This is a genomic window from Pseudomonas sp. Tri1, assembly GCF_017968885.1.
GTDB lineage: Bacteria > Pseudomonadota > Gammaproteobacteria > Pseudomonadales > Pseudomonadaceae > Aquipseudomonas.
Window position 1 is genome coordinate 790,001 of sequence record NZ_CP072913.1, and the last position, 17,755, is coordinate 807,755.

At 60.0% G+C, this 17,755-nt stretch carries 9 protein-coding genes and 2 rRNA genes (1 of these 11 only partly in view); 10 read left to right on the forward strand and 1 reads right to left on the reverse strand.

Features of this window, described 5'->3' with window-relative positions; all coding sequences use genetic code 11:
- The 8 genes from J9870_RS03420 to J9870_RS03455 form a co-directional block, all read left to right on the forward strand.
- Positions 1–2,034, forward strand: a 23S ribosomal RNA gene (locus J9870_RS03420); it begins 858 nt to the left of the window's first position.
- Positions 2,035–2,183: 149 nt separating this feature from the next.
- Positions 2,184–2,299, forward strand: a 5S ribosomal RNA gene (gene rrf / locus J9870_RS03425).
- A 155-nt stretch (positions 2,300–2,454) separates the two neighbouring features.
- The gene (recC, locus tag J9870_RS03430; protein ID WP_210642709.1) at positions 2,455–5,907 is read left to right on the forward strand and encodes an exodeoxyribonuclease V subunit gamma; all 3,453 of its coding nucleotides are present in this window, start codon (positions 2,455–2,457) and stop codon (positions 5,905–5,907) included.
- A complete protein-coding gene (recB, locus tag J9870_RS03435; RefSeq protein WP_210642710.1) occupies positions 5,904–9,593 on the forward strand; it encodes an exodeoxyribonuclease V subunit beta in 3,690 nt (1,229 codons plus the stop codon). The genes recC and recB overlap by 4 nt, the downstream gene beginning before the upstream one ends.
- A complete protein-coding gene (recD, locus tag J9870_RS03440) occupies positions 9,590–11,680 on the forward strand; it encodes an exodeoxyribonuclease V subunit alpha (RefSeq protein WP_210642711.1) in 2,091 nt (696 codons plus the stop codon). The genes recB and recD overlap by 4 nt, the downstream gene beginning before the upstream one ends.
- Before the next feature lie 139 nt (positions 11,681–11,819).
- Positions 11,820–12,395 (forward strand): YfiR family protein, encoded by a 576-nt coding sequence (locus tag J9870_RS03445; protein ID WP_210642712.1) that lies wholly within the window; start codon positions 11,820–11,822, stop codon positions 12,393–12,395.
- The gene (locus J9870_RS03450) at positions 12,392–13,660 is read left to right on the forward strand and encodes a diguanylate cyclase (protein ID WP_210642713.1); all 1,269 of its coding nucleotides are present in this window, start codon (positions 12,392–12,394) and stop codon (positions 13,658–13,660) included. Before J9870_RS03445 ends, J9870_RS03450 begins: the two co-directional genes overlap by 4 nt.
- A gap of 2 nt (positions 13,661–13,662) precedes the next feature.
- On the forward strand, positions 13,663–14,166 hold the full coding sequence (locus J9870_RS03455) for an OmpA family protein (RefSeq protein WP_210642714.1): 504 nt from the start codon (positions 13,663–13,665) through the stop codon (positions 14,164–14,166).
- Here the strand turns inward: J9870_RS03455 and J9870_RS03460 are convergent.
- On the reverse strand, positions 14,163–15,110 hold the full coding sequence (locus J9870_RS03460; RefSeq protein WP_210642715.1) for a LysR family transcriptional regulator: 948 nt from the start codon (positions 15,108–15,110) through the stop codon (positions 14,163–14,165). The genes J9870_RS03455 and J9870_RS03460 overlap by 4 nt on opposite strands.
- Before the next feature lie 138 nt (positions 15,111–15,248).
- Here J9870_RS03460 and J9870_RS03465 point away from each other — a divergent pair, with 138 nt between their 5' ends.
- Together J9870_RS03465 and mmsB are read left to right on the forward strand one after the other, a co-directional pair.
- The gene (locus tag J9870_RS03465) at positions 15,249–16,775 is read left to right on the forward strand and encodes a CoA-acylating methylmalonate-semialdehyde dehydrogenase (RefSeq protein WP_210642716.1); all 1,527 of its coding nucleotides are present in this window, start codon (positions 15,249–15,251) and stop codon (positions 16,773–16,775) included.
- 10 nt (positions 16,776–16,785) lie between these two features.
- On the forward strand, positions 16,786–17,673 hold the full coding sequence (mmsB, locus tag J9870_RS03470) for a 3-hydroxyisobutyrate dehydrogenase (RefSeq protein WP_210642717.1): 888 nt from the start codon (positions 16,786–16,788) through the stop codon (positions 17,671–17,673).
- Positions 17,674–17,755: the final 82 nt, after the last annotated feature.

A 17,755-nucleotide genomic window follows, 5' to 3' on the forward strand; every position in this document is an offset into this window, starting at 1 on the left:
GTTTCGGCTAGGGGGTCATCCCGACTTACCAAACCGATGCAAACTCCGAATACCTACAAGTGCCGAGCATGGGAGACACACGGCGGGTGCTAACGTCCGTCGTGAAAAGGGAAACAACCCAGACCGTCAGCTAAGGTCCCAAAGTTATGGTTAAGTGGGAAACGATGTGGGAAGGCTTAGACAGCTAGGAGGTTGGCTTAGAAGCAGCCACCCTTTAAAGAAAGCGTAATAGCTCACTAGTCGAGTCGGCCTGCGCGGAAGATGTAACGGGGCTCAAACCATACACCGAAGCTACGGGTATCACGCAAGTGATGCGGTAGAGGAGCGTTCTGTAAGCCTGTGAAGGTGAGTTGAGAAGCTTGCTGGAGGTATCAGAAGTGCGAATGCTGACATGAGTAACGACAATGGGTGTGAAAAACACCCACGCCGAAAGACCAAGGTTTCCTGCGCAACGTTAATCGACGCAGGGTTAGTCGGTCCCTAAGGCGAGGCTGAAAAGCGTAGTCGATGGAAAACAGGTTAATATTCCTGTACTTCTGGTTATTGCGATGGAGGGACGGAGAAGGCTAGGCCAGCTTGGCGTTGGTTGTCCAAGTTTAAGGTGGTAGGCTGAGATCTTAGGTAAATCCGGGATCTTAAGGCCGAGAGCTGATGACGAGTTACCCTTTGGGTGACGAAGTGGTTGATGCCATGCTTCCAAGAAAAGCTTCTAAGCTTCAGGTAACCAGGAACCGTACCCCAAACCGACACAGGTGGTTGGGTAGAGAATACCAAGGCGCTTGAGAGAACTCGGGTGAAGGAACTAGGCAAAATGGCACCGTAACTTCGGGAGAAGGTGCGCCGGTGAGGGTGAAGCATTTACTGCGTAAGCCCACGCCGGTCGAAGATACCAGGCCGCTGCGACTGTTTATTAAAAACACAGCACTCTGCAAACACGAAAGTGGACGTATAGGGTGTGACGCCTGCCCGGTGCCGGAAGGTTAATTGATGGGGTTAGCTAACGCGAAGCTCTTGATCGAAGCCCCGGTAAACGGCGGCCGTAACTATAACGGTCCTAAGGTAGCGAAATTCCTTGTCGGGTAAGTTCCGACCTGCACGAATGGCGTAACGATGGCGGCGCTGTCTCCACCCGAGACTCAGTGAAATTGAAATCGCTGTGAAGATGCAGTGTATCCGCGGCTAGACGGAAAGACCCCGTGAACCTTTACTATAGCTTTGCACTGGACTTTGAATTTGCTTGTGTAGGATAGGTGGGAGGCTTTGAAGCGTGGACGCCAGTTCGCGTGGAGCCATCCTTGAAATACCACCCTGGCAACTTTGAGGTTCTAACTCAGGTCCGTTATCCGGATCGAGGACAGTGTATGGTGGGTAGTTTGACTGGGGCGGTCTCCTCCTAAAGAGTAACGGAGGAGTACGAAGGTGCGCTCAGACCGGTCGGAAATCGGTCGTAGAGTATAAAGGCAAAAGCGCGCTTGACTGCGAGACAGACACGTCGAGCAGGTACGAAAGTAGGTCTTAGTGATCCGGTGGTTCTGTATGGAAGGGCCATCGCTCAACGGATAAAAGGTACTCCGGGGATAACAGGCTGATACCGCCCAAGAGTTCATATCGACGGCGGTGTTTGGCACCTCGATGTCGGCTCATCACATCCTGGGGCTGAAGCCGGTCCCAAGGGTATGGCTGTTCGCCATTTAAAGTGGTACGCGAGCTGGGTTTAGAACGTCGTGAGACAGTTCGGTCCCTATCTGCCGTGGACGTTTGAGATTTGAGAGGGGCTGCTCCTAGTACGAGAGGACCGGAGTGGACGAACCTCTGGTGTTCCGGTTGTCACGCCAGTGGCATTGCCGGGTAGCTATGTTCGGGAAAGATAACCGCTGAAAGCATCTAAGCGGGAAACTTGCCTCAAGATGAGATCTCACTGGGACCTTGAGTCCCCTGAAGGGCCGTCGAAGACTACGACGTTGATAGGCAGGGTGTGTAAGCGCTGTGAGGCGTTGAGCTAACCTGTACTAATTGCCCGTGAGGCTTGACCATATAACACCCAAGCAATTTGCTGACCCGAAAGGGCACCAGATTGCGGTGTGTGAAGACGACATGAACCGAAAGTTCGCAGCAAACACACAAACTATCGCATACCCATTCGCTGGAACGTGACCGCAAGGCACGCGCTGGCTACCGAATTTCTTGACGACCATAGAGCATTGGAACCACCTGATCCCATCCCGAACTCAGCAGTGAAACGATGCATCGCCGATGGTAGTGTGGGGTTTCCCCATGTGAGAGTAGGTCATCGTCAAGATTAAATTCCGAAACCCCTATCTGCTGACGCAGGTAGGGGTTTTGTTTTGCCCGCAGGAAAGTTCTTACGACAAGCGCGGACAGCTCCCGGCTGTCACAGCCCCCCGACAGTGCTAAGGTTCGGCCCTAGCTTTTGCATTTTCAAGGATGCCTTTCATGCCGGACGCGACGTCCCTTAGCCCTGCTTTCATGGTGGTTCACGGGAATCGCCTTGATGAGTTGCGCAGCCTGGTGATCAGCTTGATGCGGCGTTACCCGCTGGCCCCTCTTGAAAATGAAATCGCGCTGGTACAAAGCAACGGTATTGCCCAATGGCTCAAGCTGGCACTGGCTGAAGACCCGGAAGATGACGATACGGGTGGCTGCGGTATTGCGGCCGCCATTGATGTGCAGTTGCCAGGCAGCTTCATGTGGCAACTCTATCGTACGGTTCTGGGGCGTGACGAGATTCCGGCCAAGTCCCTGCTGGATAAGGCGCCCCTAACCTGGCGACTGATGCGCCTGCTGCCGCAATTGATCGAGCAGCCTCATTTCGAGCCGCTGCGGCGATTCCTTACCCACGACACCGACTTACGCAAGCGCTATCAGTTATCCGAACGTCTTGCCGATCTGTTCGACCAATACCAGGTGTATCGGGCCGACTGGCTTGAAGACTGGGCGGAAGGTCGACACCAGACAAGAAGCGTGCGGGGCGAAATCAAGCCGCTCGCGCCAGCCAATTGTTGGCAAGCGCAACTGTGGCGAGCCTTGTTGCTGGACGTCGGAGAGAAAGGCATGGCCCAAAGCCGTGCTGGCGTTCACCAGCGCTACATCGAGCGTATCAACAGCCTGGAAGTCGCGCCGAAAGGTCTGCCCGCGCGGGTGATCGTGTTCGGCATTTCTTCGTTGCCAGCCCAAGTGCTCGAAGCGCTCGCAGGTCTGTCCCGGTTCAGCCAGGTCCTGCTATGCGTCCACAATCCGTGTCGTCACCATTGGGCGGACATCGTGGCCGACAAGGACTTGCTGCGTCATCAATACAAGCGTCAAGCACGCAAGACCGGCATGCCCGTCGTCCTCGACCCGCAGACCCTGCATCAGCATGCTCATCCGTTGCTGGCTGCCTGGGGCAAGCAGGGACGCGATTACATCAACCTGCTCGACAGCTACGATGACCCCAACAGCTATCGCTCGGTATTTCGCGATGGGCGAATCGACCTGTTCAGTGACGGGAATCCGACGACCCTCCTCAGTCAGTTGCAAGATGACATCCTTGAGCTGCGTCCCCTGAATGAAACCCGGGAACACTGGCCAGCCGTCGATACGGCACAAGACGGGTCACTCCGTTTTCATATTGCCCACAGCGCTCAGCGCGAAGTCGAAATTCTCCATGACCAGTTGCTAGCCCACTTTAGTGCCGACCTGACGCTACGCCCCCGGGACATCATTGTCATGGTCCCGGATATCGACAGTTATGCCCCGCATATCCGTGCTGTGTTCGGCCAATTGGATAGAACCGATCCCCGTTTTATTCCATTCACCCTGACCGACCAGGGCCAGCGAGGGCGTGATCCGCTGCTGATTGCGGTCGAACACCTGCTCAAGTTGCCTGACAGCCGCTTCCCGGTCAGTGAAATTCTCGATTTGCTGGATGTCCCGGCGTTGCGTGAGCGTTTCGGCATTGACGAGGCCGACTTGCCTACACTGCATCGCTGGATCGAGGGGGCTGGCATTCGCTGGGGAATGAGCGCCGAACACCGTGCCGGGTTGGGGTTGCCTGCGGAGCTTGAACAGAACAGTTGGCATTTCGGCCTTCGGCGCATGTTGCTGGGGTATGCCGTCGGCAGTTCAGGCGCTTATGAGGGCATTGAACCCTATGATGAAATCGGCGGCCTTGATGCGGCGTTGATTGGTCCTTTGGTGGCCTTGCTGGATGCGCTGGAAGTCGCCCATCAGGAATTCGCCCAGCCCGCATCACCACAGGAATGGGGTTCGCGTCTGCACGACCTGATGCAATTGTTTTTCCTGGCGAGCAACGAGCATGACGACTACCTGTTGGCCCAACTCGAGGACCTGCGCGAAACCTGGTTGGAAACCTGCGAGTCGGTGGGGCTGCACGACGAGTTGCCGCTGACGGTTGTACGGGAAGCCTGGTTGGCCGGGCTGGATCAAGGTCGACTGTCCCAACGTTTCCTGGCCGGAGCGGTGAATTTCTGTACCTTGATGCCGATGCGCGCGATCCCCTTCAAGCTGGTGTGCCTGTTGGGGATGAACGATGGCGATTACCCGCGAGCCCAGCCACCTTTGGATTTCGATCTCATGGGCAGCGACTATCGTCCAGGCGATCGTTCACGGCGGGAAGATGATCGATACCTGCTCTTGGAAGCACTGCTGTCGGCACGGGAGAAACTCTATATCAGTTGGGTAGGACGCAGCATTCGCGACAACAGTGACCGACCCGCGTCGGTGTTGATCGGCCAACTGCGCGATCACCTGGCCAGTGGTTGGCGGTTGGCAGATGACAGTAGGAATCTGCTCGAGGCACTGACCCAGGAACACCCTCTGCAGCCGTTCAGCGCTCGATATTTTCATCAAGGCGATGAGTTGTTCAGTTATGCCAGTGAATGGCGGATGCTTCACGGCGCTCACGATCACACCGACAAGACCCAGGTGCTGGAGCCCTACGTCCAGGAAGAACCCTTGGGCCTGGGGCAGTTGCAGGATTTTCTGCGCAATCCCGTCCGTCATTTCTTCAGCCAACGACTCAAAGTATTTTTCGAAGCTATCGAAGCGCCCCTGGCCGATGACGAACCCTTCGTTCTCGATGCGTTGCAACGCTACAGCCTGAGCGACAGCTTGCTCGAAGCGGCCCTGGTTCGCCTGGACCAGCCCGATCTTGCCCTGGCCGCCCACGCTCAGAGGCTCCAGAACAGCGGGATGTTACCGATGGCCGGGTTCGGAGAGTGCATGCAGCGCGAGTTGATCGAGCCCTTGCCCGATCTGCTCCGGCGTTACCAACAGCTCCTGGCGTTATGGCCCACGCCGCTGACCAGTGCTGTGCCGGTCAGCCTGCAATTGCATGGGGTGAGCGTCGAAGGGTGGCTCAGTGGCCTGCACCAGCGGTCCGATGGTGCGGTTCTTGCCATCACCGCGATTCCCAACAGCATTGGTTCCACCAAGACTCGCAAGTGGCATCGCCTGATACGTCCCTGGGTCAACCACCTGGTGGCCTGTGCTAACGGTCTGTCTATGACGACGGCGCTGGTGGCCAGTGATGACAGTTTGCTGCTGGCACCTTTTGAACAGCCGGTGGCGCAAAGACTGCTCGGCGATCTGTTGCAAGCCTGGCAGGCTGGCATGCGCCAGCCGCTGCCGGTCGCGGTGAAGACGGCCTTTGCCTGGCTTGGCCAGAGCGATCCGGCCAAGGCCGATGCGGCCGCTCGAAAAGCCTACGAAGGCGATGGACAGACCTCTGACGGCGAGCGAAGGGAAAGTCCTGCCTTGGCCCGACAGTTTGCGGATTTCGATGCCTTGATGGCTGACGAAACATTCCCTGATTGGTGCGATGCGCTTTATCGGCCATTGCTCGAAGCACCATGGTGTTCAGCTGCCGGAGAGGAGACACGCTCATGAGTCGGCAGACACCTTTGGCCCTGGCTTTCCCCCTACGTGGCAGCCAATTGATCGAGGCCAGTGCCGGTACCGGCAAGACCTTTACCATTTCCGCGCTGTACCTGCGTCTGGTGCTGGGGCATGGCGGCTCGGAAACCGGGTTCGGTCGTGAGTTGCTTCCCCCGCAAATCCTGGTGGTGACCTTTACCGACGCCGCCACCAAAGAGTTGCGTGAACGTATCCGTACGCGCCTGGCCGAAGCTGCGCGTTTCTTTCGTGACGAAATCCCCGCCCCGGATTCGCTGATAGCACAGTTGCGTGATGAGTTCGACACAGAGCAATGGGCTGGCTGCGCGAACCGGCTGGACATCGCCGCGCAATGGATGGACGAAGCGGCGGTCTCGACCATCCATAGCTGGTGTCAGCGGATGCTGCGCGAGCATGCGTTCGACAGCGGTAGTCTGTTTACCCAGACCCTGGAGACCGACCACAGCGAACTGCTTGGCGAGGTGCTGCGCGATTATTGGCGGCTGTTCTGCTACTCGATGCAAGGCGAGGCACTGAACTGGGTTCGTGCTCATTGGGGAGGACCTGCTGCACTGTTGCCTCGTGTGAGAGGCTTGTTTTCGAGCGAGCGCACCAATGTTGACGGGCTTGAGCCTGCCGAGCTCATCGCTGCCTCCCTGCAGGAGCGCAGTGCCGCCTTGCTCGATCTCAAGGCGCCGTGGCGGCAATGGGCGGTGGAGCTGCTGGAGATCTGCCAGCAAGGTGTCGCGAGCAAGAGTGTCGATGGTCGCAAGATGCAGGCACGCTACTTCGAGCCGTGGTTTCAGAAAATCACGGCTTGGGTGGATGACGAAAGCCTCGAGCTGCTGGACATTGGCACCGGGTTCACGCGGTTGACGCCCGAGGGCATGGCCGAAGCCTGGAAAGGCGAAGTGCCCGACCATCCCGGGCTTGAGGCCATGGCCGGTCTCAAGGCCAGCCTGGATGCCTTGCCCACCCCGGATGCCGCAGTGCTGCAACACGCCGCGCAATGGGTCGGGGCTCGCTTCGAGGCGGAGAAACGTCGCCGCGCGGAGATGGGCTTCGACGACATGCTGCTGCGTCTTGACGCTGCTCTGCAGGTCGAGGGGGGAGAGCGTCTGGCGAGCCTGATCCGCGAGCAGTTTCCGGTTGCGTTGATCGATGAGTTCCAGGACACCGACCCGGTTCAGTACCGAATCTTCGAAAGCATCTACCGCATTGAAGACAACAACCCTGAAACCGGGCTGTTTCTGATTGGTGATCCGAAACAGGCGATCTACGCGTTTCGTGGTGCCGACATCTATACCTACCTGCGAGCCCGCGAAGCCACCGTTGGCCGACTGCATACGCTGGGGAGGAATTTCCGTTCCAGCCACGCCATGGTTGGCGCCGTGAACCATATTTTCCAGAATGCCGAAGCTCGCCCGCTGGGGCGCGGGGCCTTCCTGTTCCGGGAGCCATCGGGGGCGAACCCAGTACCGTTCTTGCCCGTTGACTCCCAAGGTCGCAAGGAATCCTTGCAGATCGCTGGGCAAGCCGTTGCTGCCTTGAATATCTGGCATCTGCCCTCGGATCAGCCCCTCTCCGGAGCGGTGTATCGCAAGCACATGGCTGCGGCCTGTGCCAGTGAGATCACGGCGTTGCTCAACGGTGGCCAGTCGGGACGCGATGGCTTTACGGACGATGAAAAAACGTTCCGGGGATTACGCCCGGCGGACATTGCCATCCTGGTGCGCGACGGTAAAGAGGCGCAGGCCGTGCGAGACGAGTTGTCTGCGCGGGGAGTGCGCAGTGTCTATCTGTCCGATAAGGATTCGGTCTTTGCCTCACAGGAGGCGCGGGACTTGCTGACCTGGCTCAGGGCTTGCGCCGAGCCGGATGTCGAGCGACCGCTACGGGCGGCACTGGCCAGCATTACTTTGAATCTGCCGCTTACGGAACTGGAGCGTCTCAACCAGGATGAACTGGCCTGGGAAGCCCGGGTCATGCAGTTCCGAGGTTATCGCACAGTCTGGCGCACCCAGGGGGTGCTGCCCATGTTGCGCCGTCTGTTGCACGATTTCGAATTGCCCCAGGCCTTGATGGCGCGCAGTGATGGCGAGCGGGTGCTGACCAACTTGTTGCATTTGTGCGAACTGTTGCAGCAGGCCGCCGGTGAGCTCGATGGTGAGCAAGCCTTGATTCGGCATTTGTCCGAGCACCTGGCGTTGTCCGGGCAGGCGGGAGAAGAGCAAATCCTGCGACTGGAAAGCGATGAGCAACTGGTCAAGGTGGTCACGATTCACAAGTCCAAGGGGCTTGAATATCCGTTGGTGTTCCTGCCTTTCATCTGTTCGACCAAACCCGTGGATGGCAGCCGGTTGCCTTTGCATTACCACGATGAGGCCGGTAAGGCGCAGATCAGTCTCAAGCCCACCGCCGAGTTGATCGCCAAGGCCGATGACGAGCGTCTGGCCGAGGATCTGCGACTGCTCTATGTGGCATTGACCCGTGCGCAACATGCCTGCTGGCTGGGTGTCGCTGATCTCAAGCGAGGCAGCAACAACAGCTCGATCCTGCATTTGTCTGCGCTGGGGTACCTCTTGGGTGGCGGTGAGCCATTGGTTGACTCGGTAGCGTTGGGGCACTGGCTCAAGGACCTGCAACAAGGCTGCGACGCGATGAGTTGCCAGGAAATGCCCCAGGCCACCGACGAGCGCTACTTCCCACCACGCAATGAAGCCGTGTTGCTCGAACCCTTGGTCCCCGTCCGAAAAGCCAGCGAAAACTGGTGGATTGCTTCCTACAGTGCGTTGCGCATCGGGGAAAGCCTGAGTGAAGGCAGCGATGCGGCGCCGGAAAATCCGCAGGCCCAGAAACTGTTCGACGATGAGCGACTAGACCCGGATGCCCCCAGGGAAGCCATTGCCGTTGGCGGTGATATCCATCGCTTTCCCCGCGGCCCCAACCCGGGGACTTTCCTTCATGGTCTTCTGGAATGGGTCGCCGGTGAAGGCTTCGCAGTTGTTCCGGCGGCCATCGAGGATGCCATTGCCCGACGCTGCAATCGCCGAGGCTGGAAAGGCTGGATCACCACGCTGAGCGACTGGTTGCAACACCTGATCAAAATGCCTTTGCCGATCGGTAATGGCCAGGCGCCGGTGGTGCTCGAGCACCTGACGCAGTTTCAGGTCGAAATGGAGTTCTGGTTCGCCAGCCATAAGGTCGATGTGCTCAAGCTCGATCAACTGGTTTGCCAGTTCACCCACGGCGGTGTGGCTCGTGTCGCCGCCGAACCGGTGTTGCTCAACGGCATGTTCAAGGGGTTCATCGACCTGACGTTCGAGCATGACGGCCGTTACTACGTGGCCGATTACAAATCCAACTGGCTGGGTGTCGATGACATGGCCTATACCGCGCAGGCCATGGAGCAGTCGATCCTGGATAGTCGCTACGACCTGCAATACGTGTTGTATCTGTTGGCCCTGCACCGCCAGCTCAAGGCACGCCTGCCCGACTATGACTATGACCGGCATGTCGGCGGCGCGTTGTATCTGTTCCTTCGTGGCACCCGTTCAGCCAGCCAGGGCGTGTATTTCACCAAACCGCCACGGACGTTGATCGAGCAGCTGGATCGTCTGTTCCAGGGGGCGCCCACACCCAAGGCCGAGCCGGCGTGGGTACAGGGAGAGTTGCTATGAGTCGTTCCTTTGCCGACCTGCTGCCCACATCGTCCGATGATGAGCGCCTGGCTGACCTGGCGCCTTTGAGCAGTACGAATGATCTGCTGTTGCTGCTGACGCGTTGGGTCGAGCGCGGATGGTTGCGCGCCCTGGACAAGGCATTCGTCGCCTTCCTCCATGAACTGGCGCCTGACGATGATCCATTGGTCCTGCTCGCCGCCGCACTTACCAGTCATCAGTTGGGCCACGGGCACGTCTGCCTGGACCTGTTTGAAACCCTCAAGGAACCTGACTTCGCCCTGTCGTTGCCCCCGGAGGGTGACTTGCAGGTCGACGTGCTGCCGTCGCAAATACTGCGGACCCTGGACGGCGCTCATTGGTGCAAGGCCCTGGCTTGCAGCCGTCTGGTGGCCTTGGCTGCCGATGGAAGTGAACAGGCCCGGCAGCGGCCGTTGGTGCTGTCCGGCAAACGTCTTTATCTACGCCGTTATTGGGCTTATGAACGGCGGATCGATGAGGCATTGCGGCAACGGCTTGCCGGACATGACGCTTCACCCGGCGACTTGCGTGAGCGCTTGGACGGGCTGTTCGGGCCGGCCAGCATCGCCGGCCCCATCGATTGGCAAAAACTGGCCTGTGCGCTGGCGACACGGGGAGGCTTGAGCATCGTCACCGGTGGCCCTGGCACCGGCAAGACCACCACCGTGGTACGCCTGCTGGCCTTGCTTCAGGCGCCCGCCGTCGAGGCCGGCAAGCCACTGCGGATTCGTCTGGCCGCGCCCACAGGCAAGGCGGCGGCGCGCCTGACCGAGTCCATCAGCCAGCAGGTCCGCACCCTGGATGTGGACGGCGCTGTGCGCGAACGCATTCCCTGCGAGGTGACCACGGTCCATCGTTTGCTGGGCAGTCGGCCGGGGACCCGCCATTTTCGCCACCATGGGGGCAATCGGTTGCCGCTGGATGTGCTGGTGGTCGATGAAGCGTCCATGATCGATCTGGAGATGATGGCCAATTTGCTGGATGCGCTGCCGGCTCATGCGCGACTGGTGCTGCTGGGAGATAAAGACCAGTTGGCCTCGGTGGAGGCCGGTGCGGTGCTGGGTGACTTGTGTCGAGACGCTGAGGAGGGCTGGTACAGTCCGCCGACCCGCGCCTGGCTCGAGTCAGTCAGCGGCGAAAACCTGGCGGCCAGCGATCTGCAGCAAGACCTCGACGGCACCCACCCCTTGGCACAGCAAGTGGTCATGCTCAGGCATTCCCGACGCTTCGGCGAGGGCAGTGGTATCGGCCAACTGGCCCGTTGGGTCAACCAGCAACAGCCTGAAAAGGCCCGTCAGTTACTGGTGGAAGGCCAACATGCCGACCTGTTTTGCCTGGCATTGAAGGGCGAGCATGACGGGGCGCTGGAGCGATGGTTGCTCGAAGGCGCGCCAGAAGGGCCGCAAGGGTATCGGCATTACCTGAGCTTGCTACGACAGCGCCGCCCGGCCATTTCCCGTCCGTTGGAAGACTCCTGCTGGGCCGATTGGGCCCGAGAGGTCCTGTCGGCATTCGACGAGTTCCAATTGCTCTGCGCTGTACGCAAGGGACCATGGGGTGTTGAAGGGCTGAACCAGCGCATCACTGCCGCGTTGCTCAAGGCCCGTTTGATTGACAGCGATCACCAGTGGTACGAAGGCCGCCCGGTGTTGATGACCCGCAACGACTATGGGTTAGGGTTGATGAATGGCGATATCGGTATTGCTCTCAAGTTGCCCGAGCGTGAAGGGCCGGATGCCGGCAAACAGGTGCTGCGAGTCGCCTTTCCCCGCAACGACGGCCAGGGTGGCGTGCGTTTCGTCCTGCCCAGTCGCCTGAACGATGTGGAAACCGTGTATGCCATGACGGTGCACAAGTCCCAGGGCTCGGAATTCACCCACACGGCTTTGATACTTCCGGATGCGTTGAACCCCGTGTTGACCAAGGAGCTGGTCTACACCGCCATTACCCGAGGCAAGCAATGGTTCAGCCTGATAGAGCCGCGAGTGGGGGTATTCGAGGAAGCGGTGCGACGCAAGGTCAAGCGCTTGAGCGGGCTGATGCTGGAGTTGGAGCGAGATGACTGACTGATCAGCCTTCGTGATTCCATGTCTGGGTCACGATTCTGACTGTTTTCTGTCGGATATGTCCGTAGGGCGCCCGCTCGCTGGCTTTTTGGCACTGTGCTATCGTTCCGGCACTTATCATATGACCAAGAGATTTTCCATGAAAGTGGCGGTTCGGGAGGCAGTGCGCAGCAAGGACTGGGGGCATTATCTGCTTGCCGGTCTTCTGTGGTTGCTGTCGTCTGTGGTGGCTGCCGAAGACCCGCCCTCCACGAGCCGGGCTGAACAGCGGGCCGAGTCGGTCACTCAAGTCGTCTTGGGCATTCTCAGCTACGCTCGCTGGCCAGTAGAGCCCGCGCAGTTACAACTGTGCATTGTCGGTCCGACCCAATACACCGACGACCTGGTCAAAGGCACCACCCAGGCCACCGGTCGGCCCGTGACCGTGCAGCGATTGCTGGCCGATCACCCCAGCATCGCCACGGATTGCAACGCCGTCTACATCGGCAAGCTGACCAGCGACGAGCGCACCCGTCTGTTCGCCTCCCTGATCGGCAAACCTGTGTTGAGCATCAGCGAAGGCGGTGACCAGTGCACCGTGGGTAGCCTGTTCTGCCTGCGGGTCGGTGATGAGCAGGTATCGTTCGAGGTCAACCTCGACTCGGTCGCGCGCAGTGGCGTGCGTATCCATCCGAGCGTTCTGCAGCTTTCCCGTCGCAGGTCGGCAGCACCATGAGCCTGGCCAAATCACGGATCCGTCCCACCCTGGGCTCGGTCATCGGGCGCGGTCACCTGATCGTCGCGTTGGTGGCAATTACCATGGCCAGTGTTTCCCTGACTTTGCTAGGCGTGCTTGCGTTGCGGGTCTACGCCGATCACAACCTGCACCTGATCGCCCGCTCGATCAACTACACCGTGGAAGCGGCCGTGGTGTTCGATGACGCGGCGGCGGCCACCGAGGCGCTAGCCTTGATTGCTTCCACCGAGGAAGTCGCCGATGCCCAGGTGTTCAATGAGCATGGCCGCCTGTTGGCGCACTGGAAACGTCCGGAAACCGGGTTATTGTCGGAACTGGAAATGCACATTGCCAAGGCGTTTTTGGAAAAGCCCATCAGTCTGCCGATCGTTCATCAAGGGCAGAACATTGGCAGCATTCTATTGGCGGGGCATGGCGGCAGCCTGTTGCGCTTTCTGCTCAGCGGTCTGGCAGGGATCATTTTGTGCACGGCGGTGAGCGCCTGGGTGGCGTTGTACCTGGCGCGACGGCAGTTGCGGGCGATCACCGGACCGCTGCGCAGCCTGGCCGAAGTGGCCCACGCGGCACGCAGTGAGCGGGCCCTGGACCGGCGCGTGCCACCGGCTGCCATTGCCGAACTGGATAACCTGGGCAATGACTTCAACGCCCTGCTCGATGAACTGGAGTCCTGGCAGACCCATTTGCAAAGCGAGAACGAAACCCTGGCGCACCAGGCTAGCCACGACAGCCTGACCGGGTTGCCGAACCGCGCGTTTTTCGAAGGCCGATTGATCCGTGCCTTGCGCAATGCCAGCAAGCTCGACGAGCAAGTGGCTGTGCTGTATCTGGACAGCGACCGCTTCAAGGGCATCAATGATAACTTCGGCCACGCGGCCGGTGATGCGGTGCTGACGGCGGTGGCGACGCGGGTCCGGGCGCAGTTGCGTGAGGATGACCTGGTGGCGCGTCTGGGTGGCGATGAGTTCGCCGTGCTGCTGGCACCGCTGCACAACGCCGAGGACGCCGAGCTGATCGCTGAAAAAATCATCGCCAGCATGGAGATGCCGATTCAATTGCCCGGCAATGCCTCTGTCCTGACGTCCCTCAGTATCGGTATTGCCGTTTACCCTGATCATGGCGCCACTCCAGGCGCCTTGCTCAACGCCGCCGATGCGGCGATGTACCAGGCCAAACGCCTCGCCCGAGGTGGCCAACACACGACGGGATCGGAGCATTCCGTCGCGGATCTTCAAACCAGGAGCTGATCGTGCATCCATATCCTCAACTTTCCTTGCGGCACTTCGCCGCATTTTTGTTTATCGCCGTCCTGGCTCTGAGCGGCTGCCAGACGGCACCGCAGAAAGGGCTTACCCCGGCGCAAGTGGCCATACTCAAGCAGCAAGGGTTCGAGCTGACTGACGATGGCTGGGCCTTCGGTCTGTCGGGCAAGGTGCTGTTTGGCAGCGATGTGGAAAGTCTCAACCCGGCCAGCACCGAGATCGTCGAGCGAATTGGCAAGGCGCTGCTGGGGGCCGGGATCGAGCGGGTACGCGTCGATGGCCACACCGATGCGTCGGGCTCCCAATCCTATAACGAACAACTGTCGATGCGTCGCGCCAGCAGCGTGGGCAGGGTGCTCACAAGTGTCGGAATGCGGGAAGAGAACGTACAGCTGCGCGGTCTGGGCAGCAGCAAACCGGTCGCATCCAATGACACGGTCGATGGGCGTACCGAAAACCGTCGTGTCGCCATCGTGGTCATCGCCGACTAGTCGGCGAACACCATATTCCGGCTGTCACCCATCAACAGTGGCTGGTTCCGTTCAGTCACTTCGCGGATGTAATCCCACAATAATGTAATCCTCTTCAGCTTCCTCAAGTCCTCCCGGCAGTACATCCAGAACTGCCGGGTGACGTTGATTTCCCCCGGCAGCACCGGCAAAAGCCGTGGGTCCTGGGCGGCAAGGAAGCACGGCAGGATGGCCAGTGAACGGCCTTGCTGCGCCGCCACGAATTGCGCGATTACGCTGGTGCTACGCAGGTGAGCATTGGCGCCGGGCAGCACGTTGGCCAGGTAGAGCAGCTCGGAACTGAACGCCAGGTCATCCACGTAGCTGATGAACGAATGCTTGCTCAGGTCCGCCGGGCGCTGGATGGGCGGGTGACTGTCCAGGTATGGCTGGGTGGCGTAGAGCTGCAGCCGGTAGTCGCACAGTTTGCAGCACACGTATGGGCCGTGCTCGGGACGTTCGAGGGCGATGACGATGTCGGCCTCGCGCTTGGAGAGGCTGATGAAGTGCGGCAGCGGCAGGATGTCCACTGAAATGGCCGGATAGGCGTCGACGAAGTGGCTCAATTGCGGGGTGATGAAGAAGCTGCCGAAGCCTTCGGTACAGCCCATGCGCACGTGGCCGGACAGGGCGACCCCCGATCCTGAAACCTGTTCGCAGGCCATATGCAGGGTACTTTCGATCGACTCGGCGTAACCCAGCAGGCGCTGGCCTTCGGCGGTCAGGACAAAACCGTTGGTCCGGGATTTTTCGAACAGCAGCGTGCCCAATGATGTTTCCAGCGAACTGATGCGTCGCGACACCGTGGTGTAGTCGACGGCCAGGCGCTTGGCCGCCGTGCTGGCCTTGCGGGTGCGGGCCACTTCGAGGAAAAACTTGAGGTCGTCCCAATTCAGCGACCCCAGGGAGGTGATGTTTTTTTGCATGTTGGACCGGTTTTTATGTGCGTTCTTATTAGAAGTTTGCACATCTATACTCCAAAAACCGTCTCATCACCAAGGTGTCTATGCGCCTTGGCCTTTGCTGCACCAGCGCGCTCTATAAGAACAATCCCGGAGGCCAGCATGAATGTTTCCCTTACGCCCAACGACACTGCCCTGCAAACCGTCAAACTGCTGATCGATGGCGAGTGGGTTGAATCCCGGTCCAGCGAATGGCACGACATCGTCAACCCGGCCACTCAGCAGGTGCTGGCGAAAGTCCCGTTCGCCACGACGGCGGAAGTCGATGCCGCCATTGCTGCTGCCCAGCGTGCTTTCCAGACCTGGAAGCTGACCCCTATCGGCGCGCGGATGCGCATCATGCTCAAGCTCCAGGCGTTGATCCGCGAGCACTCCAAACGCATCGCCGTCGTACTGAGCGCCGAGCAGGGCAAGACCATCGCTGACGCCGAGGGCGATATTTTCCGGGGCTTGGAAGTGGTCGAACACGCCTGCTCCATTGGCACCCTGCAAATGGGGGAGTTTGCCGAGAACGTTGCCGGCGGCGTTGATACCTACACGTTGCGCCAGCCGATTGGGGTGTGTGCGGGCATTACGCCGTTCAACTTCCCGGCGATGATTCCGTTGTGGATGTTCCCGATGGCCATCGCCTGCGGCAACACCTTTGTACTCAAGCCCTCGGAACAGGATCCGCTGTCGACCATGCTCTTAGTGGAGCTGGCCATCGAGGCGGGCGTGCCGGCCGGTGTGCTCAATGTGGTACATGGCGGCAAGGAAGTGGTGGATGCACTTTGCACGCACAAGGACATCAAGGCGGTTTCCTTTGTGGGCTCGACGGCTGTTGGTACCCACGTGTATGAGTTGGCGGGTCGCCATGGCAAGCGCGTGCAATCGATGATGGGCGCCAAGAACCATGCGGTGGTGCTGCCTGACGCCAATCGCGAGCAAACCCTCAACGCCCTGGTCGGCGCCGGTTTCGGCGCGGCGGGCCAGCGTTGCATGGCCACCTCCGTGGTCGTGATGGTGGGCGCGGCCAAGCAGTGGCTGCCGGAACTCAAGGCTCTGGCACAGAAGCTCAAGGTCAACGCTGGCAGCGAACCAGGCACTGACGTTGGCCCAGTGATTTCCAAGCGGGCCAAGGCGCGGATCCTCGAGTTGATCGAGAGCGGTGTGCAGCAAGGGGCGAAGCTGGAACTCGATGGCCGTGACATCAGCGTGCAGGGCTTCGAACAGGGCAACTTCGTCGGCCCGACCCTGTTTTCCGGCGTGAAGACCGACATGCGCATCTACACCGAAGAAATCTTCGGCCCGGTGTTGGTGGTGCTGGAAGTCGACACCCTCGATCAGGCGATTGCCCTGGTCAACGCCAACCCGTTTGGCAATGGCACGGGCCTGTTCACCCAGAGCGGTGCGGCGGCACGCAAATTCCAGAGTGAAATCGACGTCGGCCAGGTGGGGATCAATATCCCGATTCCAGTGCCGGTGCCGTTTTTCAGCTTCACCGGTTCTCGCGGTTCGAAACTCGGCGACCTCGGCCCGTACGGCAAACAGGTGGTGCAGTTCTACACTCAAACCAAGACCGTCACCGCGCGCTGGTTCGATGATGACAGCGTCAATGACGGGGTGAACACCACCATCAACCTGCGTTAAGGAGCCGGACATGAACATTGCCTTTATCGGCCTCGGCAACATGGGCGCCCCCATGGCGCGCAACCTGCTCAAGGCCGGCCATTCGCTGAACCTGTTCGACTTGAACCAGACAGTATTGGCCGAGTTGGCAACATTAGGCGGCACCATCAGCGCCTCGCCGCGTGATGCGGCCCAAGGCGCGGCGCTGGTGATTACCATGTTGCCGGCCGCCGCCCACGTGCGCAGTGTCTGGCTGGGTGAAGACGGCGTGTTGGCCGGCATCGCCGCCGGTACCCCAGCGGTGGATTGCAGTACCATCGACCCGCAGACCGCCCGCGATGTCGCCGCCGCTGCCGCCAAACAGGGCGTGGCGATGGCCGACGCGCCTGTCTCGGGTGGCACCGGCGGTGCGGCGGCCGGCACGTTGACCTTCATGGTCGGCGCCAGTGCTGAGCTGTTCGCCACTTTGCAACCGGTGCTGGCGCAAATGGGCCGTAATATCGTGCGTTGCGGCGAAGTCGGCACCGGGCAAATCGCCAAGATCTGCAACAACCTGCTGCTGGGGATTTCCATGGTGGGCGTCAGCGAAGCCATGGCCCTGGGCGACGCTCTGGGGATAGACACCCAGGTGCTGGCCGGGATCATCAACAGTTCGACGGGCCGTTGCTGGAGTTCGGACACGTACAACCCATGGCCAGGCGTGATTGAAACGGCGCCTGCGTCTCGCGGTTACACCGGCGGTTTTGGTGCCGACCTGATGCTCAAGGATCTGGGCCTGGCGACCGAAGCCGCGCGGCAGGCCCATCAGCCGGTGGTGCTGGGGGCGGTGGCGCAGCAGTTGTACCAGGCGATGAGCCTGCGGGGTGAGGGCGGCAAGGATTTTTCGGCGATTGTTAACAGCTATCGCAAGCCGCAATAAGCGCGCAATGCGGGTCACTTAAGGCCGTTGGCAAACCCGTGGTCAGGGCGCAAGCTCCCTCGCCACGGGTGTATCTTTTTCT